This window comes from Halorhodospira halochloris, from assembly GCF_002356555.2.
GTDB lineage: Bacteria > Pseudomonadota > Gammaproteobacteria > Nitrococcales > Halorhodospiraceae > Halorhodospira > Halorhodospira halochloris.
This window is the reverse complement of record NZ_AP017372.2, coordinates 1,742,672-1,767,638: the sequence shown is the minus strand read 5'-3', so window position 1 is coordinate 1,767,638 and position 24,967 is coordinate 1,742,672. Positions and strand designations below refer to the sequence as shown.

Annotated in this window: 26 protein-coding genes; 23 read left to right on the top strand and 3 right to left on the bottom strand. The window is 54.6% G+C overall.

Translation table 11 applies throughout. The features are described from left to right. Positions 1–10 precede the first annotated feature (10 nt). Genes HH1059_RS08075 through HH1059_RS08065 form a run of 3 tightly spaced genes read left to right on the top strand, consistent with a single transcriptional unit; the run spans position 11 to position 1,431 of the window. Positions 11–793, top strand: coding sequence for a succinate dehydrogenase iron-sulfur subunit (locus HH1059_RS08075; protein WP_096409703.1), 783 nt, complete (start codon positions 11–13; stop codon positions 791–793). Between the two features lie 4 nt (positions 794–797). Next, a complete protein-coding gene (locus HH1059_RS08070; RefSeq protein ID WP_231901910.1) occupies positions 798–1,043 on the top strand; it encodes an FAD assembly factor SdhE in 246 nt (81 codons plus the stop codon). A gap of 19 nt (positions 1,044–1,062) precedes the next feature. After that, a complete protein-coding gene (locus HH1059_RS08065) occupies positions 1,063–1,431 on the top strand; it encodes a hypothetical protein (RefSeq protein ID WP_162549452.1) in 369 nt (122 codons plus the stop codon). A gap of 13 nt (positions 1,432–1,444) precedes the next feature. On the opposite strand, the gene nadB is transcribed toward HH1059_RS08065, so the two are convergent. After that, positions 1,445–3,085, bottom strand: a complete 1,641-nt coding sequence (nadB, locus tag HH1059_RS08060) for an L-aspartate oxidase (protein WP_096409700.1) — start codon at positions 3,083–3,085, stop codon at positions 1,445–1,447. A 252-nt stretch (positions 3,086–3,337) separates the two neighbouring features. Between nadB and rpoE the strand changes: the two genes are divergently transcribed. The 14 genes from rpoE to HH1059_RS07990 all read left to right on the top strand — a co-directional run bounded on the left by rpoE (position 3,338) and on the right by HH1059_RS07990 (position 15,834). Then, entirely contained in the window at positions 3,338–3,922 is a 585-nt protein-coding gene (rpoE, locus tag HH1059_RS08055) for an RNA polymerase sigma factor RpoE (protein WP_276309269.1), read from the top strand. Between the two features lie 22 nt (positions 3,923–3,944). Next, positions 3,945–4,658: a sigma-E factor negative regulatory protein gene (locus HH1059_RS08050; RefSeq protein ID WP_096409698.1), complete on the top strand. Its 714-nt coding sequence runs from the start codon at positions 3,945–3,947 to the stop codon at positions 4,656–4,658. A 97-nt stretch (positions 4,659–4,755) separates the two neighbouring features. Beyond that, positions 4,756–6,225 carry a Do family serine endopeptidase gene (locus tag HH1059_RS08045; RefSeq protein ID WP_096409697.1) on the top strand — a complete coding sequence of 490 codons (1,470 nt, stop codon included), beginning with the start codon at positions 4,756–4,758 and terminating at the stop codon, positions 6,223–6,225. Positions 6,226–6,328: 103 nt separating this feature from the next. Beyond that, complete coding sequence (gene lepA, locus HH1059_RS08040; RefSeq protein ID WP_096409696.1) at positions 6,329–8,128, top strand: translation elongation factor 4; 1,800 nt, start codon at positions 6,329–6,331, stop codon at positions 8,126–8,128. A gap of 46 nt (positions 8,129–8,174) precedes the next feature. Continuing rightward, complete coding sequence (gene lepB, locus HH1059_RS08035; protein WP_096409695.1) at positions 8,175–8,930, top strand: signal peptidase I; 756 nt, start codon at positions 8,175–8,177, stop codon at positions 8,928–8,930. A 6-nt stretch (positions 8,931–8,936) separates the two neighbouring features. Continuing rightward, complete coding sequence (gene rnc, locus HH1059_RS08030; protein ID WP_096409694.1) at positions 8,937–9,617, top strand: ribonuclease III; 681 nt, start codon at positions 8,937–8,939, stop codon at positions 9,615–9,617. Positions 9,618–9,649: 32 nt separating this feature from the next. Continuing rightward, positions 9,650–10,537: a GTPase Era gene (gene era / locus HH1059_RS08025; RefSeq protein WP_096409693.1), complete on the top strand. Its 888-nt coding sequence runs from the start codon at positions 9,650–9,652 to the stop codon at positions 10,535–10,537. Then, entirely contained in the window at positions 10,515–11,273 is a 759-nt protein-coding gene (recO, locus tag HH1059_RS08020) for a DNA repair protein RecO (RefSeq protein ID WP_096409692.1), read from the top strand. The genes era and recO overlap by 23 nt, the downstream gene beginning before the upstream one ends. Before the next feature lie 60 nt (positions 11,274–11,333). Beyond that, the gene (gene pdxJ / locus HH1059_RS08015) at positions 11,334–12,065 is read left to right on the top strand and encodes a pyridoxine 5'-phosphate synthase (RefSeq protein ID WP_096409691.1); all 732 of its coding nucleotides are present in this window, start codon (positions 11,334–11,336) and stop codon (positions 12,063–12,065) included. Further along, entirely contained in the window at positions 12,062–12,451 is a 390-nt protein-coding gene (acpS, locus tag HH1059_RS08010) for a holo-ACP synthase (RefSeq protein ID WP_096409690.1), read from the top strand. The genes pdxJ and acpS overlap by 4 nt, the downstream gene beginning before the upstream one ends. A 20-nt stretch (positions 12,452–12,471) precedes the next feature. Then, positions 12,472–13,251 carry a 3'-5' exonuclease gene (locus HH1059_RS08005; protein WP_096409689.1) on the top strand — a complete coding sequence of 260 codons (780 nt, stop codon included), beginning with the start codon at positions 12,472–12,474 and terminating at the stop codon, positions 13,249–13,251. Beyond that, positions 13,241–14,563, top strand: a complete 1,323-nt coding sequence (rlmD, locus tag HH1059_RS08000) for a 23S rRNA (uracil(1939)-C(5))-methyltransferase RlmD (protein ID WP_170113003.1) — start codon at positions 13,241–13,243, stop codon at positions 14,561–14,563. Before HH1059_RS08005 ends, rlmD begins: the two co-directional genes overlap by 11 nt. A gap of 24 nt (positions 14,564–14,587) precedes the next feature. Continuing rightward, positions 14,588–15,229 (top strand): NUDIX domain-containing protein, encoded by a 642-nt coding sequence (locus HH1059_RS07995; protein ID WP_096409687.1) that lies wholly within the window; start codon positions 14,588–14,590, stop codon positions 15,227–15,229. An 11-nt stretch (positions 15,230–15,240) separates the two neighbouring features. Further along, a complete protein-coding gene (locus tag HH1059_RS07990; protein WP_096409686.1) occupies positions 15,241–15,834 on the top strand; it encodes a transglycosylase SLT domain-containing protein in 594 nt (197 codons plus the stop codon). A 4-nt stretch (positions 15,835–15,838) separates the two neighbouring features. Here the strand turns inward: HH1059_RS07990 and purB are convergent, their stop codons facing one another. Then, positions 15,839–17,206, bottom strand: a complete 1,368-nt coding sequence (gene purB, locus HH1059_RS07985) for an adenylosuccinate lyase (protein ID WP_096409685.1) — start codon at positions 17,204–17,206, stop codon at positions 15,839–15,841. Positions 17,207–17,298: 92 nt separating this feature from the next. On the opposite strand from purB, the gene HH1059_RS07980 reads away from it, so the two are divergent. Next, complete coding sequence (locus tag HH1059_RS07980; protein ID WP_096409684.1) at positions 17,299–18,687, top strand: class II fumarate hydratase; 1,389 nt, start codon at positions 17,299–17,301, stop codon at positions 18,685–18,687. A gap of 149 nt (positions 18,688–18,836) precedes the next feature. Here the strand turns inward: HH1059_RS07980 and HH1059_RS07975 are convergent, their stop codons facing one another. Then, positions 18,837–19,691 (bottom strand): RibD family protein, encoded by an 855-nt coding sequence (locus HH1059_RS07975; protein ID WP_162549450.1) that lies wholly within the window; start codon positions 19,689–19,691, stop codon positions 18,837–18,839. A 135-nt stretch (positions 19,692–19,826) separates the two neighbouring features. Between HH1059_RS07975 and HH1059_RS07970 the strand changes: the two genes are divergently transcribed. The 5 genes from HH1059_RS07970 to HH1059_RS07950 all read left to right on the top strand — a co-directional run bounded on the left by HH1059_RS07970 (position 19,827) and on the right by HH1059_RS07950 (position 24,950). Beyond that, the gene (locus HH1059_RS07970) at positions 19,827–20,489 is read left to right on the top strand and encodes a LuxR C-terminal-related transcriptional regulator (RefSeq protein WP_096409682.1); all 663 of its coding nucleotides are present in this window, start codon (positions 19,827–19,829) and stop codon (positions 20,487–20,489) included. Between the two features lie 211 nt (positions 20,490–20,700). Continuing rightward, a complete protein-coding gene (gene uvrC / locus HH1059_RS07965; RefSeq protein ID WP_096409681.1) occupies positions 20,701–22,515 on the top strand; it encodes an excinuclease ABC subunit UvrC in 1,815 nt (604 codons plus the stop codon). Between the two features lie 9 nt (positions 22,516–22,524). Next, positions 22,525–23,079 carry a CDP-diacylglycerol--glycerol-3-phosphate 3-phosphatidyltransferase gene (gene pgsA / locus HH1059_RS07960; protein WP_096409680.1) on the top strand — a complete coding sequence of 185 codons (555 nt, stop codon included), beginning with the start codon at positions 22,525–22,527 and terminating at the stop codon, positions 23,077–23,079. Positions 23,080–23,129: 50 nt separating this feature from the next. Then, on the top strand, positions 23,130–23,939 hold the full coding sequence (locus HH1059_RS07955) for a MotA/TolQ/ExbB proton channel family protein (RefSeq protein ID WP_096409679.1): 810 nt from the start codon (positions 23,130–23,132) through the stop codon (positions 23,937–23,939). A gap of 267 nt (positions 23,940–24,206) precedes the next feature. Continuing rightward, entirely contained in the window at positions 24,207–24,950 is a 744-nt protein-coding gene (locus HH1059_RS07950) for a flagellar motor protein MotB (protein ID WP_096409678.1), read from the top strand. The last annotated feature ends 17 nt before the right edge of the window (positions 24,951–24,967 follow it).

Genomic DNA, 24,967 nt, shown 5'->3' with positions numbered 1-24,967 from the left:
GAAGAGAGCAATGGCACAGTTCATACTTCCGGCCAACTCCCGGGTTCGCAAGGGCAAGGTCTACGATGCCGCGGAGGGCGGTGGCGAGACGCGGCGGGTGCGTATCTACCGCTATGATCCGGAGAGTGGCGATAATCCGCGGATGGACACCTTCATCCTTGATGCCAATCGCACCGGCGCCAAGGTTCTGGACGTTTTGCTTAAGATAAAGGATGAGATTGATCCGACTTTGACCTTCCGGCGCTCCTGCCGTGAAGGCATCTGTGGCTCCTGCGCGATGAATATCGATGGTGTCAATACGCTAGCTTGTACTAAGGAGCTTGAGGAGATAAAGGGGGATGTAAAGGTCTATCCATTGCCTCATCTGCATGTAATCAAGGATTTGGTGCCGGATATGACCCACTTCTACGGCCAGTACGCAGCCCTTGAGCCGTGGATCAAGACGCAGACTGCCACCCCACCAGATCATGAACGGTATCAGTCCAAAGAGGAGCGTGAAGCCCTGGACGGGCTTTACGAATGCATCCTTTGTGCCTGCTGCTCGGCATCTTGCCCAAGCTATTGGTGGAACAGTGATCGTTATCTGGGCCCCGCGGCACTGCTGCAGCTTTATCGGTGGATTGCCGATAGTCGGGATGAGGCAACAGAGGAGCGGCTCGACTTGGCTAACGATGCCTACCGGCTGTTCCGCTGCCATACCATCATGAACTGTACGGCTACTTGTCCTAAGGGCTTGAATCCGGGCAAGGCCATAGCAAAGGTGAAGCGTTTGCTCGCCGAGCGCGAGGTTTGATCTGTTGACACTGCAGCAGTTGCGCTGGCGATGCCGGCGCGGGACCAAAGAGCTGGATTTGGTCCTAGGTAGGTTCGTCGAAGAAGGTGGATTTGAGCAGCTTGACGCCTCAGGTCAAGCTGCCTTTTATGACCTGCTTGAGCAGGAAGATCACCTGCTCCAGGAGTGGTTGATCTTCGGTAGCGATCCCACGGAAGGGGAGTTAGCCAGAATTGTCGAGCGGATCAGGCAATCTATGTATAAGTCCTAAAGGTAATGGGGTAGTCTTGTTGGCTGCGCTGTCTGTTGCACTGCTAACAGCCCTGACATTCCCATTGCTGGGTGCGGCCAACGGCTGGCTGGTTGTGCTCTTCATACTCGCTGTCACAGCTGCCCTTTTCCCGGATTACAGGTTATGGCGGAGGGCAGAGCGGGTTGATACCTGCCATTTCGCTCCTAATGGCATGATCTATTTGCGCACCAAGTCCGGCAGGCGCATGGTAGCAACCCTGAGGGCCTCTTTTGTCCATCCATACTTAGTTGTCATCTGCTTGCGAGCGAGTGATAAGCAGCTCTACTGCCTTACACTACCGCGTTTTCTGTTTGCTGAGAACTGCCATAGGGCGCTCCGCGAGAGGGTTTGCGCCATCCGTCGGTGATGCCAAAGGGCCTTTATCTGCCCCGGCTGCGCAAATGTGCAAAAGGTCGCGGCCGTGCCGGCACAAGCAAGGTACTCGACTTCTGTGCCTCATCGGGGGATGGAAAATCCAGGGTGTAGTGCAGTCCCCGGCTTTCGCGACGGCGCGCGGCACAGCGGACGGTTAGTTGAGCTACCAGGATGAGGTTGCGCAGTTCGATCAGATCGCCGCTGACCCGGAAGTGGGTATAAAATTCATGAACTTCCCGCATTAGTAGATCGATCCTGCGGCTCGCTCTCTCTAATCGCCGGTCGGTTCGGACAATACCAACATAATTCCACATCGCGCGCCGGATTTCTGCCCAGTTGTGGCTGACAACGACCTGCTCATCAGAATCTGTTACTCGGCTTTCATCCCAGGCGGGTAGTTGCGGAAGAGACTCATGGCGCGCTCCGCTAGCGGCTATATCCCGCGCTGCAGCTGAACCGAATATCAGGCACTCAAGCAGCGAATTGCTAGCCAGTCGATTGGCCCCGTGCAGGCCGGTACAGGCGGTCTCCCCAACTGCATATAGCCCGGGGACGCCGGTGCGCCCAGCCTCATCGGTGACCACCCCGCCGCAGGTATAGTGGGCTGCAGGCACAACTGGCAGTGGATCCCGGGTCATATCCAGACCGAGTTCGAGGCAGCGCTTGTGGATGTTCGGAAAGCGCTCGCGGATTAATTCTGCAGGGCGGTGGCTGATATCTAGGTATAGGCAATCCGCCCCTAGTCGCTTCATCTCATGGTCAATGGCGCGGGCCACCACGTCGCGAGGTGCCAGTTCGCCGCGCTCATCGAAGCGGTCCATAAACCTTTGGCCATCAGGCAAAAGGAGTTTTCCTCCCTCACCTCTTACCGCTTCGCTAATCAGGAACGAGCGCTCCTGGGGGTGATAAAGGCAGGTGGGGTGAAACTGGTTGAATTCCAGGTTGGCAACACGGCAGCCGGCGCGCCAGGCCATGGCAATGCCATCACCGGTTGCGGCATAGGGGCTGGTCGAGTAAAGGTAGACCTTGCTTGCTCCTCCACAAGCCAGGACCGCGCAGGGGGAGTGGATCAATTCGACCAATTCCGTTGCAGAGTTATAGACGTATGCCCCGTAGCAACGATCTTGAGCCAGTCCTAGGCGTGAACCAGTTATTAAGTCTATCGCGTAGCGTCCCTCGAGCAGCTCTATGTTTGCCCGCCGCTCGATGATCGATGTCAGGGTATGCGATATTGCCAAGCCCGTAGCGTCTTCAGCGTGGACAACGCGGCGATGGCTGTGGCCACCTTCCTGGTGGAGGTGCAGTCCGGTTGTTCCGGCGCCGGGGTGAATACGCGAGAAAGGAACCTGCTTGTCGATCAGCCACTCGATAGCCTCACGCGCCTGTGTCGCGACTAATCGGCTGATATAGTGGTCACTCAGTCCGGCACCTGCCTCAAGGGTGTCCTCGACATGGGCATCGACCGAGTCAGTGGCATCAATGGCCGCAGAGACCCCGCCCTGGGCATAAGGCGTTGCCCCGTCGGTCATAGCGCCCTTGGACAGGATCCCTATACGCAATCTCTCCGGCAGTTGGAGGGCGACGGTTAGCCCCGCCAAACCGGTGCCAATGATTAAGACATCGTATGCTTTGCGTTGTTTTGCCATTTACTTGCGCTACTGTACATGCATCGGATAGTCTGCCAAGCTTCGCATGGTCGGGTTGACCGCGGCAAATCACCCATCCTCAAATCACCGATAATTTTTGATAGTGTGCGAACTCACGCCTTGCCAGAGTGTCTACAAGCATAGCAGATCTAGGATTGAGCGGCTTTGGGCCCAGTTGCTGTCGGCTCCGCTCTCCCTTAATGTGCAGCGTACGTGTGGGGCATGTTGCGCGAGCACAGGAGGGGACCGGTAGTGACCATATCCAGGGAAGCGGACAGAGAGCTTGTTAAGCGAGCCCAGGCTGGCGATAAACAAGCCTATGACGTTTTGGTGCTGCGCTATCAGCAGAAGCTTGTCAAGCTGATAGGGCGCTACGTGCGGGATCCGCAAGAGGCTCAGGATGTCGGTCAAGAGGCCTTTATAAAGGCCTATCGTGCCTTGGACAGCTTCAGAGGCGACAGTAGTTTTTATACCTGGTTGTACAGGATAGGCGTTAACACGGCGAAGAATCATCTTGTGGCGCAGAATCGCCGGCCTCCGGATTCTGACGTCGATGCAGAGGATGCAGAGCGATTTGATATAGATACCGTTTTACGGGATCAAGATACGCCGGAGGCAGAAGTTGCTCGAGAGGAGATAGAGCGTGCGGTAGTGGGGGCCATTGAGGCCTTGCCTGAAGAGCTGCAAACAGCAATCACTCTGCGCGAGCTTGAAGGCTTGAGCTATCAGGAGATATCGCAGGTAATGGATTGCCCTGTCGGTACTGTTCGGTCGCGGATATTTCGAGCCCGCGAGGCCATAGATAAGCGTTTGCGGCCGCTTGCCGAGCAACGCTGAGGTGTAACGGGAGGGGTTGGTTATGTCCACAAAAGATGAACAGGATCGTCTCGACGAGCAGCTATCGGCCCTGGTCGACGGTGAGTTGAGCAAAGAGGAGCAGGCTTTTGTTCTTCGCCGTATAGGTCACGACAGGTCGGTCCGTGAGCGCCTGGCTCGTTATTTCGTGATGCGCGATGCATTGCAGCGCAACCTCCCAGAATATCCACGAGCAGGTTTGGCCGAGCGGGTACATGCCGCATTGGAGCACGAGGCGAAGCCTGGGCACAGTGGTAGTTCCGCCTTCAATTGGCGTCGCCCTGCTTTAGGCGGATCCATAGCAGCGAGCGTTGCGCTCGTATCCGTGTTATGGTGGCAGGGAAATATGCAGTATGCGGGTGATCAGGCAGGTGAGGTGCCGCAGCCACCCCCTGCTCAGCAGCAGGCTGATATAGGTACGGAGAGTCAATCTGGCCGTCCTGCAGCTGAGCAGCAACAGCCTGCTGAAAGTCAGGCTGTGAGCAGTGGCGGCGCGACTATGCCAGTAGGTGCTGACGTCGGTTTTGCTGAACCTTGGCACAATGTCGAGCGTGTCAGTGGGGCAGAGCTAGAGCGTCGCCAACCGCCACAAGCCGAGCAGAGCGGGGATAGAAGTAAATATCATGGGTATCCTGGTGTGCCAGAGGTTGTGCCTGGTAGCGATGACCCTATAGAGTCGTACGAGTCATTTGAAGGTCAACGTGCAGCTGCGCCTTGAGCCGTCTAGTTGTGCTTTTTGTTGGCAAAATTAGCTGACACCTGGATAGACGGAGTGAGAGTGAGTTGACCTTCGCTTATTGGAGGTCTGCAAGCGCATGAATGGAATTAGGCACGGGTTTTGGCAGGGTTGGACAGCCTTCGCCCTGCTGGCTATGTTCTTTTTCAGCCCGTCCTGTCTCGCTCAATTGCCTGATTTCGTCGATCTGGTGCGCGAGAATCGCGCCGCTGTCGTTAATATAAGTACCCGTCAACAGTTTCAGCAGTACGATTTTCTTCCAGAGGGATTAGATCCTGGACAGGAGTCATTGCCTGACCCGCATCAAGCCCCACGTCAAGGTATGCCCGAAGGCACTCCGGGCCATCCTCACGGGCAGCCAATGCCGGATCCGTTTGGGAAGGATGGCGAGTCGCTGGGGTCAGGTTTTATCATCGGCAGCGACGGTATCATCCTCACCAATGACCACGTAACTGCCCGTGCGCAAGAGATCATTGTACGCCTCTCCGATGGTCGTGAGCTTGAGGCCGAGGTCATAGGGGCCGATGAGCGTACCGATTTGGCAGTGTTGCAGATCGACGCCGAGTCTCTGCCGACCGTCAGTATCGGCAGTGGCGAAGACTTGGCGGTTGGCGAATGGGTGCTTGCCATCGGGTCGCCATTCGGCTTTGAGCATTCAGTTACATCAGGGATAGTATCGGCCAAGGGTCGCTCCTTGCCTCATGGTAACTACGTACCTTACATCCAGACAGATGTTGCTATAAATCCCGGCAATTCCGGCGGCCCTCTGTTTAATCTCGACGGCGAGGTGGTAGGAATCAACTCGCAGATCTATAGCCGCACAGGCGGTTTCATGGGGCTCTCGTTCGCCATACCCATTGAATTGGCAATGGAGGTTGCAGAGCAGCTGCAAGAGACTGGCCAGGTGCAGCGCGGTTGGTTAGGAGTAATGATTCAAGATGTTACCCGCGAACTGGCGGCGGGGTTCGGCCTTGATAGGCCGTATGGGGCACTAGTCGCAGAATTGCTAGAAGATGGCCCAGCCGCGGACGCTGGAATCAAGAGCGGTGATGTTATACTTGAGTTTGCAGGCCGTTCAGTGGATAGCTCTGCAGCATTGCCGCCAATAGTAGGTAGGGCGGAGGTCGGTTCTACTGTTGAAGTCGTAGTTTTGCGCGATGGTGAAAAGAAGAGTGTTGAGGTAGATATAAAGCCTCTGCCCGATGATAGCCGAATCGCTGAGCCCGCTGCGGATGACGAGCAGGGTAATGTAGAGCAAGGAGAGGCAAGTGCTGTTGGGATTAGAGTTGAGCCTTTGCGGGAAGAGGAGCGCTCTAGATTAGATCTCGAAAAGAGTGACGGGGGTGTGCTTGTAACAGAGGTTAGCGGTCAGGAGGCGATAGATGCCGGGTTCCAGCCTGGCGATATCTTGGTTACTCTAGATCATCAGCCGGTCTCATCCGCAGAAGAATTTGCCACCCTGGCCGAGGACTTAGAGAGCGGCAGTTCGGTACCGGTGCTAGTTATCCGCGACGGGCAGCCGAGTTTCCTCGCTCTGCAAGTGCCCTGATAGTCTCCCATAGGGACCTTAAAAAGGTAGAATATGAGCGCCTTTGCTCAAGTGCGGGGCGTTTTTTTGTTTTTGTGACGGCGACAAATAGGACGCGCCAGGTATGGAGAACATCCGCAACTTCTCGATTATTGCCCACATCGACCATGGTAAATCCACCTTATCTGATCGGTTCATCCAAATGGCTGGAACCCTTACCGACCGTGAGATGAACGAACAGGTTCTGGATTCCATGGATCTGGAGCGCGAAAGGGGTATTACCATTAAAGCGCAGAGTGTCTCGCTCCAGTATAAAGCGCGGGATGGTCAGACCTACGAATTGAATTTTATCGATACCCCCGGCCACGTCGACTTCTCCTATGAGGTGTCACGCTCCTTGGCTGCCTGTGAGGGTGCCCTGCTCGTAGTCGATGCGTCACAAGGAGTGGAGGCGCAGAGCGTGGCCAATTGTTATACCGCAATTGAGCAAGATCTTGAGGTGATTCCGGTACTCAATAAGATCGACTTGCCCTCGGCCGAGCCAGAGCGGGTGCTAGAGCAAATTGAGGAGATAATCGGCCTAGATGCCAGTGAAGCGCTTATGGTTAGTGCTAAGACCGGCGAGGGTGTCGATGACCTGCTTGAGGCCTTGGTAGCTAGGATTCCCCCGCCCAAAGGGCAGCCGCAGGAGCCGCTTAAGGCGCTAATAATGGACTCCTGGTTCGATAATTATCTGGGTGTGGTTACCTTGGCGCGGGTCTTTGACGGCGAGCTGCGCAAAGGCGATAAGATTCAGGTAATGGCTACGGGTCGGGAGTTTCAGGTCGACGAGATCGGCATCTTTACTCCCAAGAGAACGCCTTGTGAGCGGCTTTTACCCGGTCAGGTCGGCTATGTTGTGGCTGGCATTAAGGATATTGATGGCGCTCCGGTGGGCGCTACCCTTACCCATCAGTCCCGTCCGGCTGCCGATCCGGTCCCCGGTTTTAAACAGGTCCAGCCACGAGTCTTTGCTGGGCTCTTCCCAAGTTCTTCTGATGACTTTGAGGCCTTGCGCAACGCCCTAGGAAAACTGCGCCTAAACGATTCAGCCTTAAACTACGAGCCGGAGAGCTCGCAGGCACTCGGCTTTGGCTTCCGGGTCGGTTTTCTCGGTATGCTCCATATGGAAATTATCCAGGAGCGCTTGGAGCGAGAGTACGGCCTCGATTTAGTGACTACCGCGCCGACCGTTGTTCACCACGTAATAACCAAAGATGGTCAGCAGCTAGAGATTGATAATCCGGCCAATCTACCGCCGATAGGGGAGATTGAGGAGATCCGTGAACCAATCATCGAAGCCAGTATCCTGGTGCCACAGGAGTTGGTTGGTAATGTCTTGGCCCTGTGTGAGGAGAAGCGCGGGGTTCAGAAAGAGATGCAGTATGTCGGGCAGCAGATCTCCTTGATCTATGAGATGCCGCTAAGTGAAGTGGTGCTGGACTTCTTCGACCGCTTGAAATCGGCTACCCGGGGGTTCGCCTCTTTTGACTATGAGCTGAAGCGCTTCCAAGGCGATGACCTAGTCAAGCTGGACGTATTAATAAATGGCGACAAGGTAGATGCACTGTCGAACATAGTCCATCGCGAGCATTCATACCACAGGGGACGCTCTTTGGTTGAAAAGCTCAAGGAGATAATCCCGCGACAGATGTTTGAGGTGGCTATTCAAGCGGCTATAGGTAACCAGATAATTGCCCGCAGCACGGTTAAGGCGATGCGTAAAAACGTTACGGCTAAATGCTACGGCGGTGACGTGACCCGCAAACGCAAGCTGCTGGAGAAACAAAAAGAGGGTAAAAAACGCATGAAGCAAGTTGGCAAGGTGGAGATACCTCAGGATGCCTTCCTTGCGGTGTTGCGAGTTGACAGTGCTAAAGAGTGAGCCGGATTAGCCAATCCCCAATAACCTTAGAATAACTGGAAACGCCATGAACTTTGAGTTGTTGCTGGTAGTCCTGACTATATTGACCGCTCTGGTGTGGGGGTGGGATAAGTGGTTGCGCGAGCGTGAGGGCGTAGATCGTTCTCAAGATCCGTGGTATATCGATCTGCCTCGCTCGCTGTTCCCTATTATCCTTATTGTTTTGCTGTTGCGCTCGTTTATTGCTGAGCCGTTTCGCATCCCCTCTGGGTCGATGTTGCCGACCCTGCAGGCGGGTGATTTTATCCTGGTGAATAAGTCGGCATACGGAATCCGCTTGCCGTTGCTGCGCACTCGGCTGTTTGGTGAAGGTGAGCCTGAGCGTGGTGAGGTGGCGGTCTTTCGGTATCCGCGCGATCCTAGCCAGGATTATATAAAGCGCGTGATTGGCCTGCCTGGTGATGAAATCAGCTATCAGAACCGGGTATTCTATGTTAACGGCGAGCCTCTCGAGCAGAGCCATGTCGGCCCTTATCAGCGCTCCGACGCAGGGGGCTCGGCTCGCGTCTACAGAGAGCAGGCTGATGATAACGAGTACCGTATAATCCATCATGAGGAGCCGGCGACTGGTAGCTTTACATATACGGTTCCTGAAGGCCACTACTTTACCGTCGGCGATAATCGGGATCGGAGTGCTGATAGCCGGGTATGGGGGCCTGTGTCGGATGACTATTTGGCGGGTCGGGCAATGATGATATGGATGAGTTGGGATAGTGAGGAGGGCGGATTAGCCTGGGATCGCATCGGTCAGCGCATTGAGTAGCCAAGTATGTCAGATCTTCAAGAGCTGCAGCACCAGCTAGGATACCGTTTTAATGAGATCGGTCTACTGCAGGAGGCTCTAACCCATCGCAGTGCCGCGGCTAGGCACAATGAGCGTTTGGAGTTTCTGGGTGATTCTGTTCTTAACTTCGTGATTGCTCAGGAGATATTTCGCCGCCGGCCGCAGGATAGCGAAGGTTCTTTGTCGCGGCTGAGGGCGAGTTTGGTAAATCGTTCGACATTGGCTGAGATTGCTCGGGGGCTGAATTTAGGCTCTCATCTGCGCTTGGGCGGGGGCGAATTGAAGAGCGGTGGCCATCGTCGCGATTCAATCCTGGCCGATACCCTCGAGGCCGTTATAGGTGCCGCGTACTTAGATAGTGATTTTTACTCGGTGGCAGCGATGGTAGTTGCCCTTTATAGAGAGCGGCTCGATTCTCTGCCTGATGAAGGTCTGCTCAAGGACCCAAAAACACGCCTGCAGGAAAAGCTGCAGTCAACCCGTCGGCCCTTGCCGGAGTACCAGGTCCTCGATGTCAGTGGCCGTGCCCATCACCAAATGTTTCGCGTTGAGTGTCGGCTGGTCGACTCTGAGCAGAGGAGTGTTGGCGAGGCGGGGAGCAGAAGGCAGGCAGAGCAGCAGGCTGCAGCGACGATGTTGGGGGTTTTGGGTGGTGAAGAGGCGTAGTAGTCCATGGAGAACTCAAGAGGGCAAAATTAATGCTAGAGCATAGCGGAATGTGCGCTATTCTGGGCCGGCCCAATGTCGGCAAGTCGACCCTGCTCAATGCCCTGCTAGGTGAGAAGGTCAGCATAGCGACGCGCAAGCCGCAGACTACCCGACACCGTATTCTCGGAGTGCTCAATGGTGGCGGTACGCAAGTCGTATTTGTCGACACCCCAGGCTTGCATCAACATGAAAAACGAGCACTCAATCGTCAGCTCAATCGCGCTGCCTTGGGGGCACTGGAAGATATCGATCTAGCTCTCTTTGTCTGCTGTGGCTTGGAGTGGCGGGATGCGGATGATAGCGCTCTGGGGGCGCTAGAAGGCGTTGACGTTCCGGTCATACTCGCGGTCAATCAAGTTGATCGGGTAAAAGACAAGCGCAAGCTTTTGCCCCATTTAGAGCGGCTCACGAAATTGCGTGATTTCGCAGCCGTGGTCCCGGTTTCAGCAACTCGCGGGACCAATCTGGAAGAATTACAGCTAGAGGTGGTGAAGCGTTTGCCGCAGGGGCCGGCACTCTTTCCTGCTGAGCAGATCACCGATAGAGACACGGCCTTTCGAATCGGTGAGCTGATCAGGGAACAGTTGATAGTTGCCCTTGGTGATGAGCTACCCTATTCGACCACGGTGCAGATAGAAGAGCTGCAGATTGGAGAGAGTTTGACTCGGATCGGTGCAGTGGTTTGGGTGGAGCGCTCAGCACAGAAACCTATAGTTATTGGCCAAGGAGGAAAACGCCTAAAAAAAGTCGGCAGTTTGGCACGCCAACAGATCGAAGAACTGCTCGAACAGCAGGCACATCTAGAATTGTGGGTCAAGGTCAAAGAGCATTGGACCGACGATCGGCGCGCTTTGCATGAATTTGGCTACACGGATTGAGCAGCAACCAGCATGGATTCTGCATAGGCGGCCTTACCGTGAGACCAGCGCCCTGCTGGAGCTTTTTACCTATGAGCATGGCCGTTTGGGAGCGGTAGCGCGGGGAGTCAAAAATCGCGGCTGGAGCGCTCTTATCGAGCCTTTTGTGCCGCTTCGGGTGAGTTGGGGTGGCCGTAGTGAGTTGAAAAGTATCAACGATCTGGAACAGGCAGGAAGATCGTATCGGCTCAGCGGGGTTGCTCTTGCCTGTGGCTTCTATATGGCAGAGCTGATTATGGCTCTTACTCGTCGTGAGGATCCTCATCCCCGGACCTGGCAAGCTTATGGTATAGCCCTGGATGGTATTATGGATCAGCGGCGAGAACCACTTTTGCGCTGTTTTGAGGTTGCCTTGCTGGAGGAGTGTGGCTACGGATTGGCCGTGCATGAAGATGTCCACGGTGCCCAGATACAAAGATCAGCGAGTTACTTATACTACCCTCAACGCGGCCCGGTGCCGGTTGCGGCCGCGGCAGCTCAAGGCCACTCCCGTGCTGGTGATGTTGCCGTGATGGTTGGCGGGGCCACTCTGCTGGCCCTAGCTGAGGGGGATAAAGATTATTTAGGGCAGGATCCGGGGCGCCTAGAGTCGCGCCAACTGCTGCGCGCGGTTATCGATAAGCACCTTAATGGCAAGCGACTACATAGCCGGGAGATGTTTAGGGGCGTTGCCTCTAGGCGGGGCCTGTCAGGTTAATCCCAATTGATACATCGATAACAAGCTAGAATTCAACCAGCGGAGCAAAGACTAGCTCAAATGCGTACGACTCCAATCCAACTCGGTGTAAATATAGATCACGTCGCCACTCTTCGCCAGGCTAGGGGTACCCGTTATCCAAATATACTATACGCTGCTGCCGAGGCTGAGCGCGGTGGGGCCGATGCCATTACCGTTCACCTGCGCGAAGACCGACGGCATATCCAAGATCGTGATGTCGAGGAGCTACTGCGCCACGTCCAGACCCGCGTTAATCTCGAAATGGCAGTCACTGAGGAGATGGTCGGTATTGCCAGGTCTCTGCAGCCCACCGACTGCTGCCTTGTTCCGGAGCGGCGTGAGGAGCTTACCACTGAGGGCGGGCTGGATGTGGCAGCCGATCCGGAAAGGGTGCGCCGCGCTTGTCAGCAACTTGCAGAGGCTGGCATACGGGTGTCTCTGTTCATCGATCCGGAAAGCGAGCAAATTGATGCTGCGCTGAATGTCGGGGCTCCGGTGATAGAACTGCACACTGGTGCATATGCAGATGCCCCGGACCTGCAAGCGCGAGGTAAGGAACTAGCGCGTTTGCAGCGAGCAGTTGAGTATGCAGGGCAACTTGGTCTACAGGTTAACGCCGGACACGGTTTGCATTACCACAATGTCGAAGCCATAGCGGCTTGGCCTCAAGTGGCTGAGCTTAATATCGGTCATGCCATAGTTGCCCGGGCTATCTTCACCGGCCTAGCGCCAGCAGTCGCAGAGATGAAACGGCTGATGAGATTCGCATGATTGCAGGCATTGGCACAGATATTGTGGCAATTGAGCGCATGCGCAAGGCCTGGCAGCGTCATGGCGAAAGGCTGGCTCAGCGCATTCTTACTCCCCATGAGTTTGATCTGTTCGATTCCTGCGTTGCCAATGAGGTCGCCTTTTTAGCCCGCCGCTTTGCGGCGAAAGAGGCCGCAGCCAAGGCGTTGGGTACCGGTTTTCGCGATGGGGTCGGGCTGCGCAGCTTGGAGGTAGGGCATGACAGACTTGGTAAGCCTGGGTTGCGGCTGCTTGATGGTGCGGCTAAACGCGGCGAGGCTCTCAAGGTAAGTGAAATTCATTTGAGCCTTAGCGATGAACGCGATTACGCTGTGGCGTTCGTGATTATAGTTGCGGGGCAAAATTAACCTGGTAGGAGCAGAAACGCGTGGGAAATGTTCTAGCCTTTGATATCGAGACTGTTCCCGACCTTGAAGGGGGACGGTTGGTCTTTGGTCTCGACGATTTGCAGGACGAAGATGTGGCGCGCGCCATGGCTGCCCGGCGCCGTCAGGAGATTGGCAGCGAGTTCCACCGTTTGCATCTTCACAAGATAGTGGCCATATCTCTCGCCGGGGTGATTAATGGTCGGTTTAGGGTCTGGTCATTGGGCGACCTAGAAGATGGGGAAAAACAGCTCATTGAGCGCTTTTTCGATGGTCTTGAGCGTTTTGTCCCTGATCTGGTCTCTTGGAATGGTAGCGGTTTCGATATCCCCGTGATCCACCACCGCGCTCTTATCCATGCAGTAACTGCCCCGCGTTACTGGGAGAATGGTCAAGGCGATAGTAGCTTTCGCTTTAACAATTACATAAACCGCTATCACGAGCGCCATACCGATCTTATGGATGTCCTCTCTTGCTATCAGTTACGCGGTGCCGCGCCGCTTGATCAAATAGCAACCATGTGTGGGCTGCCGGGCAAGATGGGGATGAGCGGGGCAGATGTGGCAGATGCCGTAGCCCGCGGTGAGCTTGGGCAAGTGCGTGATTATTGTGAGACCGATGTGTTGAATACTTACCTGCTATATCTACGCTTTCAGCATTTTCGCGGCGCACTCGATGCTGCTGAATATAAGTTGGAGACGGAGCGAGTGGCTACAGCTCTGGGCGAGTCCACCGACAAGCCCCACCTGCAGGCCTTTCTGGAGGCTTGGTGTGGGACGTAAGAGGCGCTTACCTAAAGAGCTTGTTGAGGCGCGGATAAGCGGATTCAGTCATGAGGGTCGCGGTATAACTCATGATGATAAAGGCAGGCCGGTCTTTGTTGACTTTGCCCTTGAAGATGAATTGGTGCGCTATCGTTATACCAAGCTGCGCCGCTCGCTGGCCGAAGCATGCGCAGTTGAGATTATTGAGCCTGCAGCAGAGCGCATAGAGCCAGGCTGCCCACATTTTGGAGTATGTGGCGGCTGCGCCTTGCAGCATATCCCTGCCCAGGCGCAGATAGAGCATAAGGAGCGGGTGCTAAGCGAGCAGCTCGAGAGGATTGGCGGCGTCAGTCCGGAGCAATGGCTGCCAGCGTTGACAGGGCCTAGTTGGGGGTATCGGCGTAAGGCTAGGCTGGCGGTGCGATTAGTGCCCAAAAAAGGTGGCGTCTTGGTTGGCTTTCGCGAAAAGCACAGCCCTCTGGTTGCCCCGCTACAGTCATGCCCAGTCCTCGATCCCCGGGTAGGCGAGCGAATAGGCGAGCTAGCTCGACTTATTGAATCGCTTTCTATACCAGATAAGATACCGCAGATAGAGGTAGCTTGTGGTGATGAGCAGGCAGCTCTGGTCTTTCGTCATTTAGAGTCGCTGAGTGAGGCTGATCTGCAGCGGCTTAGTGAATTTGCCGCCACAACTGGTTTGGCTGTGCTGCGTCAACCCGGCGATGAGAGCACAGTTACCCCGGTCTTTCCGGAGCAGCCAAGATTGTCCTACGCCATAGACCAGATCGGTATCGAGTTGAGTTTTGAGCCGACCGATTTCACTCAGATAAATGCCCAGATCAACGCTGCCATGGTGGGGCGCGCTCTGGAGTGGCTGCAACCCGCCTCAGGACGACGGATACTCGATCTGTTTTGCGGGCTCGGTAACTTTACCTTGCCGCTAGCCAAGTCCGGCTGCGCAGTGACGGGAATTGAGGGAGATGCTGCTCTAGTTGCACGGGCCGAGCAGAATGCTGCTGCCAATAGTGTTAGCGCCAGCTTTGCTGTCGCCGATCTGACTGAGCAAGCCGCGATTGAGCAGTTTCGTGGTCAATATGATGCGGTGCTGCTCGATCCGCCGCGCTCGGGAGCGGCGCAGATGATAAGTGCGGTTGCTGCTACCGGTGCCGAGCGAGTTGTCTATTGCTCCTGTGCCCCTGCCACATTGGCTCGTGATGTCGGTACGCTAGTTAATAAATACGGGTTTAAGCTTAGTGCGGCAGGGATAATGGATATGTTCCCGCACACTGCCCATGTAGAAAGCTTTGCCGTGCTGGATCGGCACAACTGATAAAGAGTAACTGCGGGGGAGAGTATGGCCCATCGTTATGAGATCTTGCAGCGTGAGTGCTTCTTTAAGGGTGCCATCATGAGCATGGAGCGTATCCGTTTGCGCCATGCTTTGTTTGCTGGTGGTATGACCCCGGAGCTGACTCGAGAGTGTTTGGTTCGCGATCTAGCGGTAGCCGTTTTGCCATACGATCCTGAGCGCGATGAGGTCGTATTGGTTGAGCAGTTTCGGGTTGGATGCATTGATGATCCGCGCGGTGCCTGGCTTATTGAGACCGTGGCCGGTATAGCTGAGGCGGGCGAGGAGCCGCGCAGCGTGGCTTATCGTGAGGCACAAGAAGAGGCCGGGTTAGAGATTAGTGACCTGGAGTTGATAGCGGACTACCTGCCTAGTCCTGGCGGGAGCACGGAGCGGGTTATGATCTATTGCGGGCGCTGTGATAGTAGCCAAGCTGGCGGGGTGCACGGCCTTGCAGGCGAGAATGAGGATATCCTCAGTCATGTACTAGGCGCTGACGAGGCGATTGAGCAGGCACTCTCGGGTGGTATGCGGTCAGCAATGCCGATCATCGCTTTGCAGTGGTTGGCCCTCAATCGGCAGCGACTGCGCAAAGAGTGGACCGGGGGGAGTTGGTCCGAGAGCTTGTGGACTGAAGAGGATCAGTGAAGAGGCCTGGAATGATATATAAAAATAGATTTATATGCTCGGATACCCTGAAGTTGTATGCAATCTTCTTCTTCGTAAGCGGTGTAATGCTTGGATCTAGTTCAGTCACCGCGCAGCACTTTCGGTTCAACGATCATGAAGAACAGCTTATGCGCCAAGCCTATGAGTTGGGTAAACCCCACGATCTAGGGATGGCAATGATGGGTGTTCTGGTGCAAGAGACGCGGATGGGCCGCTTTGGCCCGGTAGGTGATCGGCGTCACGGCTTCGGCAAGCGCAGCTACGGTGTAATGCAGCTTAAACTCCACACGGCCAAGGATGTCATCAGTTTTATCTGCCCTGAGCTGGATGAGGGGCTATCAACGGACGAAGAGATAATAGCTAAGTTGCTATATGACCACCACTGGAACATGCAGGTGGCAGCCTGCTATCTAGCCCATCTGCAAAACCAGGGACTCAGCTGGCGCGAAACCCTCATAGCTTACAATGAGGGCTTACGCGGTTCGCGGCGCTTCGGTTATGGCCACCCTTATGCCCAGTCGATAGCTGACCACGTCTCAGAGGGTAAGGTCAGGTTTTTTTATGACAACTTCATTGCGCAATAGGCACTTAACAATTCCGTGCCTGTGCTGCGGCGTTGCCGGTGTAGTTGCTCGGCGTGAGTTCGCGCAGCTTGGTTTTGGCCTCCTCCGGTAGTTCAAGCCCCTCGATGAATTCTTTTACCGCGCCCTCATCAATCGCCTGACCACGTGTAAGACCCTTGAGCTGCTCGTATGGCTGATCGGCGCCATAGCGGCGCATCACGGTCTGTATCGCTTCGGCAAGCACCTCCCAGGCTGGTTCTAGGTCGGCAGCAATACGCTGCTCGTTGGCCTCAAGCTTGCCCAGGCCTTTCTCGAGAGATCGTAGCGCTATTAGGGTGTGGGCGAGGCCTAAGCCTGTACTGCGCAGTGCCGTAGAGTCACTCAGGTCGCGCTGCCACCTAGATACCGGGAGTTTGCGGGCGAGGTGATCGAGCAGCGCGGTCGCAACGCCTAAGTTGCCCTCGGCATTCTCGAAATCTATCGGGTTGACCTTATGGGGCATGGTTGAAGAGCCAACTTCGCCCGCAACTAACCGTTGACCGAAATAGCCCAGCGATATATACCCCCACAGGTCCCGGCTCAGATCGAGCAATACCGTATTGATTCGGCCATAGGCATCGAACATTTCGGCAATCCAATCGTGCGGTTCAATCTGGGTAGTATAGGGGTTCCAGCGCAGCCCTAGGGTCTCCACGTAACGCTTGCCTAACGCTGGCCAATCTACTTCCGGGTAGGTTACTAAGTGGGCGTTGAAGTTGCCTACGGCGCCGTTGATTTTACCCTGTGCCGCGATTGTGGCTAAGCGGTGGCGCTGTTCACGAAGGCGATAAACTACATTGGCGAGTTCCTTGCCAAGGGTCGTGGGTGAGGCGCTTTGGCCGTGGGTGCGGGAGAGCATGGCGACTTCAGCATGCTCGTGAGCTAGCGCGCGCAATTGCTCAATCACCCGGTCAATCGCGGGCAGCATTACTTCATCGCGGGCGCCGCGCAGCATGCAGGCCCAGGATAGATTATTGATATCCTCAGAGGTGCAAGAGAAGTGGATAAACTCATGGTAGGGAGCTAGCTCAGGGTTCTGCGCAAAACGCTCCTTAAGAAAGTACTCTACCGCTTTGACGTCGTGGTTAGTTGTTGCTTCTATCTCTTTTACCCGGCGTGCCTGACAAGCATCGAACTCGTTGATCAGGGAGTTGAGAAAATCCTCTGCTGCACTAGAAAGCTGGGGTACTTCACCTATGGCCGGCTCGGCGGCCAGCGCCTCAAACCAGCGTACCTCGACCAGGACGCGGTTGTATATCAGCCCGTACTCGCTAACCCAAGGGCGCAACGGGGCGGTTTTATCTGCATAGCGGCCATCGCTTGGCGAGATGGCGGTCAGTGTATCGAGCTCCACAGGTTTTGCTCCATGCCAAATTGGTAGCGATATTCTACAATGCGCTTGGCTGCGGGCATAGAACCCAATTAAAAGAGAGGAGAGAGGAACTAATGAGTGTGCAAGGTTACCGTATAGAAAGAGATAGCATGGGTGAGCTAAGGGTGCCTGAGGATGCCCTCTACGGTGCTCAGACCCAGCGTGCTGTAAACAACTTCCCCGTTAGTGGCGAGCCTATGCCGGCTCCCTTTATACGCGCGTTGGGGATGGTCAAGGCAGCGTGTGCTCGGGCCAACCGTGAACTGGACGGACTTGATCCGGAGATTGCTGATGCCATAACTGCAGCTGCCGATGCTGTAGCGCGTAATGAGCATGACGATCAGTTCCCGGTCGATATCTTTCAGACCGGTTCTGGTACCTCAAGTAATATGAATGCCAACGAGGTGATTGCCAAACTGGCCGCGCAGCGATCCGGGGTTTCGGTGCACCCTAATGACCACGTCAACATGGGGCAAAGCTCTAACGACGTTATTCCGACAGCAATTCACGTCAGTGCCGCGCTTGAGGTTCACGATCAGCTATTGCCGGCGCTAACCACTTTGGCCGACATCATAGACGAGCGCAGCGAGGAGCTTGCTGAAGTTACTACTACCGGAAGAACTCATCTCATGGATGCGATGCCGGTTACACTCGGTCAGGAGTTGTCCGGATGGTCGCGGCAGATACGATCTGGAGTGGCTAGAGTTGAAAGTGCCTTGCCGCGGCTGCACTCACTGGCAATTGGCGGTACCGCGGTAGGCACAGGAATCAATGCCCACCCTAATTTGGGCGAGAGGGTAAGTACAATCCTGGCCGAATCAAGTGGTATCCCGTTCCAGGTGGCCGCTAATCGTTTTGAGGCCCTTTCCAGTCAGGATACAGCGGTTGAGCTATCGGGTCAGTTGCGTACCGTTGCAGTCTCTATGATGAAGATAGCCAATGATCTACGCTGGATGAACAGCGGTCCCCTTGCTGGATTGGCCGAAATATCTTTACCGGCACTGCAGCCTGGTTCGAGCATTATGCCTGGTAAAGTGAATCCAGTTATCCCGGAATCAGTGTCGATGGTTAGTGCTCAGGTAATGGGTAATGACACTGCGATATCAGTTGCCGGTCAATCAGGTAATTTCCAGCTTAATGTCATGCTCCCTGTGATAGCGGCAAACCTGCTCAAAAGTATTAAATTATTGGCTAATGCCGCACGAGTTCTTGGCCATGACGCTATAGCCGGCTTTACAGTTAACGAGGCTAATCTGCGCGATGCCCTTGATCGTAATCCTATTTTGGTTACTGCCTTGAATTCGGTTATTGGCTATGAGAAAGGAGCTCAGATTGCTAAGCAGGCTTACCAGCAGGGCAGGCCGGTGATTGAGGTGGCGCGGGAGATGACCGAGCTCTCTGAGGATGAGCTGCAGCGCCTGCTTAATCCGCGGGTCCTAGCGCACGGCGGCCGCGCCGAGTGATGCCGGCCTGAGCTAAGCAGGTTCCCCAGGTGCCACTCATCTGCCCCGGCGTGGAGGACGCCGTCAATCCATCCTTGGAGGATTCATGGCGCCATCCCTGGCGCCGAGACCTCCTCACCGGGGCAGATGAGTGGCACCGGCAAACCGCTTTATACCGAATGGCGAATTCGGTCGTAACGGGTAAATAGCTGCCCGGCTTCATTGCCCGCTGCGGTGTCAAGAAATATCCAGCGTAACTCGAAATCTAACCCCAGCTCTAAAGCTGGACCTTCGACAATGCTCTCGTAGCTGCCTTGTTGGCCGCCGATTATGCGCTGGCGTATCGTCAAAAAAAGCGTATCGAGGGCGTCATCTGCGAGCAGTGAGTGTGATAGTTGGGGGCCGCCGATAAAAAACACCCGCCGATAACCTAGCCTCGATAGGGTACTGGTTATGGTCTTACCTCCTGCGCGGTTGCCTGTGAAGTAAGCAGCCACTTGAGCGCCTAGGCTGTGGTGTCGCCTGAGGTTGTCTGCTTCAGTGTTAGAGGGAGCAAAGAGCCAAACCAGTCTGCCTTGATCAAACCATTCTGCGGGTAGTGTAAAGTCGCTTGAGCTGCCGATTACGGCCACATCAGGTTGTTTGTTGAGCCCGTTGTCGAGTCGCCAATAGATAAGATCCTGATAAGCCACGTCCACAGGTAGTGGGGCTTGCGCCGTGCCGGCTTGTAGATCGCGCAGATAGCGACTCGTTGTGACCAGGCAGTCGCTGTGTGCTGCCAATTCTTGAAACAGTCGCCAATCGCGGGGGTTGGCGAGATGTGGCGGAACTCTACAGGCGCCCTTGCCGAAATCGAGGCTGATCCGGCCATCCAGACTGGTGATGAAGCTCATATAACACCAGATTTGTTGGTCCACTGCTGGAGGGGGGATTTTGTCTATGTACAGGTCTTTCAGTGGATGACTAGTGCACTTTGCTTGATCTAGCTCGATAACATCGCCTGTGTTTATAGGCGTGTAGGCCATTATTGCGTCTCCTAGGCAAAATTTGGAGAATGTGCGCTCTTTTTTTATGGGGAAATCCCATGAGCGCGACACTTCCTGCAAGCGGTGGTTGCAGGTTTCTTCACAGCAAGCCTTGAGTAAGTAAGGAGTGCTTGGATGATCAGAGTAGTAGTCGTTGATTGGCATCAGCTCAACTGTGATGCACTAGGAAATCTTATCTGTTCACAAGCAGATATTGAAGTAACGGCGATGTCGAGCAGCATCAACGAAGCTACTGCTAGGGTAAGAGAGAGCCAACCAAATGTGGTTGTGATAGATTGGAGTGATCCACAGAGGGGCTTAGAAGCGACGCAAGCCATTATTCGTCATGCCCCAGATGCTGCCATACTAGTGATTATAAATAATGTGCAGAATTCGTTTGCAACCCTGGCCCTTCGGGCAGGAGCGATTGGATGTTTGACAAAGAACTGCCGACAAGAAGACCTTTGGGCAGCAATTCGAGATCTATCTATGGGGCAGCCGCACATAGATCCGCGTATTACTCAATGGTTCTCTATTAGAAGCCTGGCTGGTGAGGTAAGCAACCCTTTTGATGGCTTATCAAAACGCCAGTGTGAAGTGCTTATGGGGATAATAAGTGGCTATAAAAATGCCCATATTGCTGCTGACCTGTGTCTGAGCCCAAAGACTGTCAGCAACCATAAGGCAAAGCTCTTTGAAAGGCTCAAGGTAAAAAATCAGGCTGAGTTAGTGCGCCTAGCAATTGAATACGGCATGGACGTTTCGCCTGGCGCTGCTCTGCTTAGGAATAATAACTAGCTGTTGATAAATAGAATTTGTCCTTAAGGGAACCTCTAAAAACTTCGCCGGCGTCACCATCTGCCCCGGTGTGGAGGATGCCGTGAATCCATCCCTGGAGGCTTCATGGCGCCATCCCTGGCGCCAAGACCTCCACACCGGGGCAGATGGTGACGCCGGCGATTTTAGAGGTTCCTTCAAGGAGTCATAAGTGTCGGGAGGATCGGGCTAAGTGTACAGTCCTGAGCTTAGAGAAAAGGTGCGCAATCTGCCTGAGCGGCCCGGGGTGTACAGGATGCTGGCCCAGGATGGCGAGGTTATATACGTTGGTAAAGCACGGAGTCTGCGTCGCCGCGTTGCTAGTTATTTCAATACTGCCAATAAGCCGATCAAGACAGCCCGAATGGTTGAGCGCATTGCCGATCTCGAGGTCACTGTAACCCATACTGAAGCTGAAGCGCTTATACTCGAGAGCCATCTGATTAAGGAGCACCATCCCCGCTACAATGTCTTACTAAGAGACGATAAGTCATACCCCTATATATACCTTTCTACCAATCATCCCTTCCCGCGACTGGCTTTCCACCGTGGTGCGCGTGGCACTAAGGGGCGTTATTTTGGTCCGTATCCAAGCTCTAATGCGGTTCGCCAGACACTCGCCTATCTCCAGAAAGTGTTTCCGATTCGTCAGTGTCGGGACAGTTTTTTCAATAATCGGTCGCGACCCTGCTTGCAGTATCAAATAAGACGTTGTACTGCACCTTGTGTGGGTTATATTAATGAGCAAGACTATGCTCAAGAGGTAAGACACGTTATTGGTTTTCTAGAGGGGCGCTCGGCACAAGTTATTGATGAGTTGGCGGCACGAATGGACGAGGCTGCCGAGCAGTTACGCTTCGAGGATGCAGCCCGACTGCGTGATCGCATCGCTACTCTGCAGCAGATTCAGCAGCAGCAGTATGTGGCCCGTGATCGCGACGATGATATGGATGTTGTAGCCTGCGTAATGGAGGGGGATAGTGCCTGCATCCAGGTTTTTTTCGTGCGTTCGGGCAGTGGTTTGGGTAATCAAAGTTTCTTCCCGCGGGTTCCGCCCGGGGCGCGTGAAGCGGAGGTGCTGGCCGGTTTTTTGGCGCAATACTACTTAGATCGCGAAGTACCGACAGAACTGGTGCTCAATAGCCCAGTCCCGCATCGAAAGCTACTCAGCGAGGTGCTGCGAACGTCGAGCGGAGCACAGGTGGCAATTCGATATCGGGTGCGCGGCCAGCGGCGGCGGTGGGTCGAGATGGCAGAGGAGAACGCCCGCTATGCACTCGCTTCACGGAGTGCTTCGGCAGCTAATCAGCGAAAGCGCTATAATGCCCTGGCCGAGGTGCTGGATGTGGATAGCCCGCCGCAGCGAATCGAGTGTTTCGATATCAGCCATACCGGCGGTGAGGCAACAGTAGCCTCATGTGTGGTTTTCAATCAGGACGGGCCGTTGAAAAGTGATTACCGGCGCTTCAATATTCGGGGGATTGAGCCAGGAGATGACTATGCAGCCATGGAACAGGCTTTGCGGCGGCGCTATCAGAGGGTAAAGAGCGGTGATGTGGCACTACCCGATCTGCTCTTAATTGATGGTGGCAAGGGTCAATTGGCTCGCGCGCAGGGTGTGCTCGACGAGCTAGGCGTAGAGGGGGTAGCGACGATGGGGATTGCTAAAGGGCCGGAACGCCGCCCAGGCGAGGAGACCTTGTTGCTTGCTAATGGCAGTATAGAAGTGGAGTTGTCCTCGGATTCTCCGGCACTGCACCTGTTACAGCAAATTCGTGACGAGGCGCACCGCTTCGCTCTCGGTGGGCATCGCCAGCGGCGGGCGAAGAGTCGGCGCGAGTCGATGTTGGAAGAGATTCCGGGGCTTGGGCCGAAACGCCGCCAAAATCTGCTTAAGCGTTTTGGCGGGGTTCAGGGTGTGCGTCAGGCCGGAGTCGATGATTTAACAGCGGTGCCCGGCATAAGCCGCTCGCTTGCACAGCGAATCTACGATGCGTTACATGGCTAGGATTTGACAATGCAGATAACATTGCCTACCGCCTTAACACTAATGCGGATAGCACTGATACCCGTCTTTGGGCTGTGCTTTCTGTTGCCCGCACCATGGACCAATATCTTGACGGTAGCGGTATTTGCTTTAGCAGCAATTACTGATTGGTTGGATGGCTACCTTGCACGACGCCTTGAACAGTCATCTGAATTTGGCGCCTTTCTTGATCCGGTTGCGGATAAGCTGATGGTTGCTGTGGCGCTGGTTGCTTTGGTAGCCCTCTATCCCGGTCTGTGGATGGCGATTCCTGCAGCCGTTATCATAGGACGTGAGATAGCGGTATCGGCGCTGCGCGAGTGGATGGCCGAACTCGGCAAGAGGGCCAGTGTCGCTGTGAGTCAGCTAGGTAAGGTAAAGACAGCTGCACAGATGGCGGCAATAATGATGTTGCTCTATGGCGAGCCTATCGCCGGGGTGCCCATACCGGAATTTGGAGTGGTGCTGATCTGGTTGGCAGCAATCCTTACTCTCTACTCTGCCTTCGCCTATCTGCGAGCTGCTATTAAGGTTCTAGACTCCTGATTATGATTGGAATGGAAAACAGATCATATATTTGATCTAGGGGGTATGATTTGGATAAAGCGTCCTTTACCGGGTTGTTGGTTGGCATAACGGTTATATTTACGGCCATTGCCGCCAGCGGTGAGGGTGCTCAGTTTTTATATTTGCCGGCAGTGCTGATCGTCTTCGGGGGTACCTTCTCGGCAACCTTGATAAAGTTTTCCTTTTGGCAAGTAATCAACTCGGTAAAACTGGCATCTTTAGCCTTTACTACTCAGAAGGAAGAGCCTCGTGAGTTGATTGAGCAGACCAAAGAGTTAACAGCAGTAGCGCGCAAGCATGGCATATTGGCCCTGGAAGATGTTGACATCCGCAACCCTTTTTTCCGCAAGGCCATTGACCTACTAGTAGATGGAGTCGATCTGCAGCTTATCCAAAAGATACTGCGCGAAGAGCAGGAGCTTTCGACTCAGCGTCATGAGGTAGGGCAGAGAATATTTCGCAGTATCGGTGAGCAGGCACCTGCTTTCGGTATGATTGGTACCCTGGTTGGCTTGGTGCAAATGCTCGGCAATCTGGAAGACCCTGAAGCGATTGGTCCAGGAATGGCTGTAGCGCTGCTGACAACCCTGTACGGGGCGGTCTTTGCCCAACTAATCGCCATTCCTATAGCTGACAATCTGGAGATGCGTGCTCAGAATGAGTATGTTAATCAATCTCTTATTATTGAAGCAGTAGATTGCATCCACAACCGCTATAATTCACGCTTGGTTGACGAGTTGCTGTCCAATTACCTGCCCCGCAATCATCGCGGTTTAGATGTCCCTGGGCAGGGAGCCGAAGGTAATCAGGCATTTGATCCGAATCAGGGTGGAAGATGAGTGGCATGCTGACTTTCGTTAATCTGGACGCTTCATAGGTGCCTCTAAAAACTTCGCCGGCGCCATCATCTGCCCCGGAGTGGAGGACGCCGTGAATCCATCCCTGGAGGCTTCATGGCGCCGTCCATGGTGCCAAGACCTCCACTCCGGGGCAGATGATGGCGCCGGCGAAGTTTTTAGAGGTTCCCTCATGGTGCCATCCCTGGCGATAAGGCCTCCACACCGGGGCAGTTGGGAGGCTACCAGGGGAGTTTTAGGGGTTCCCTTATGAAGATATGGGGCAGAAAAGACGCAGGGGCGCCGCGGTGGATGACGACTTTTGCCGACTTAATGGCGGTGCTGGTAGTGTTTTTTGTTATGCTTTACTCGATGTCAACCATAGATAATTTGCGCTATCAGCAGATGGCTGACTCTTTGCGTGAAGTGCTTGGTCCGTCCGCGGTAGGGGATGATACCCCTCGTCCGGCCCCCTCATTGGTAGATTTTGATGGTGATTTTGCATCTATTGAAAGACCCCAAATAAATGACATTGATCAGCCAGAATATACCCAGCTCGATGAGATTCGGGACGCCTTACGCGAAGCCTTGGCAGATGACATCGAAGATGGGGTAATTCAATTAGGGGAAGATGATGAGGGAGTGTTGTTGCGTTTCGAGGACCATGCGGCATTTGAGTTAGGCAGAAAGGAACTGCAGGATGATTTCTTACCGGTGCTCGAGAGGATCGCCGGTGTATTGGCAGAGACTCCCGGTATTATAAGAGTTGCAGGACACACAGACGATCTTCCCATTCAGACAGATCGTTTTCGCTCTAACTTTGAACTATCTTCGGCCAGGGCGGTATCGGTAGTTCACGTCTTTCAAGAAAGTGGACTGCCGTCGCGACGAATGGTGGCTCAGGGGCATGCCGATACGCGACCGCTGGTGCCAAACACTAGTGATGAGAATAGGGCCAAGAATCGCCGTGTAGAAGTTGTTCTTACCGAGGCCCCCGAAGATACTTCAGAGTAGGACAAGACTACTTGTTA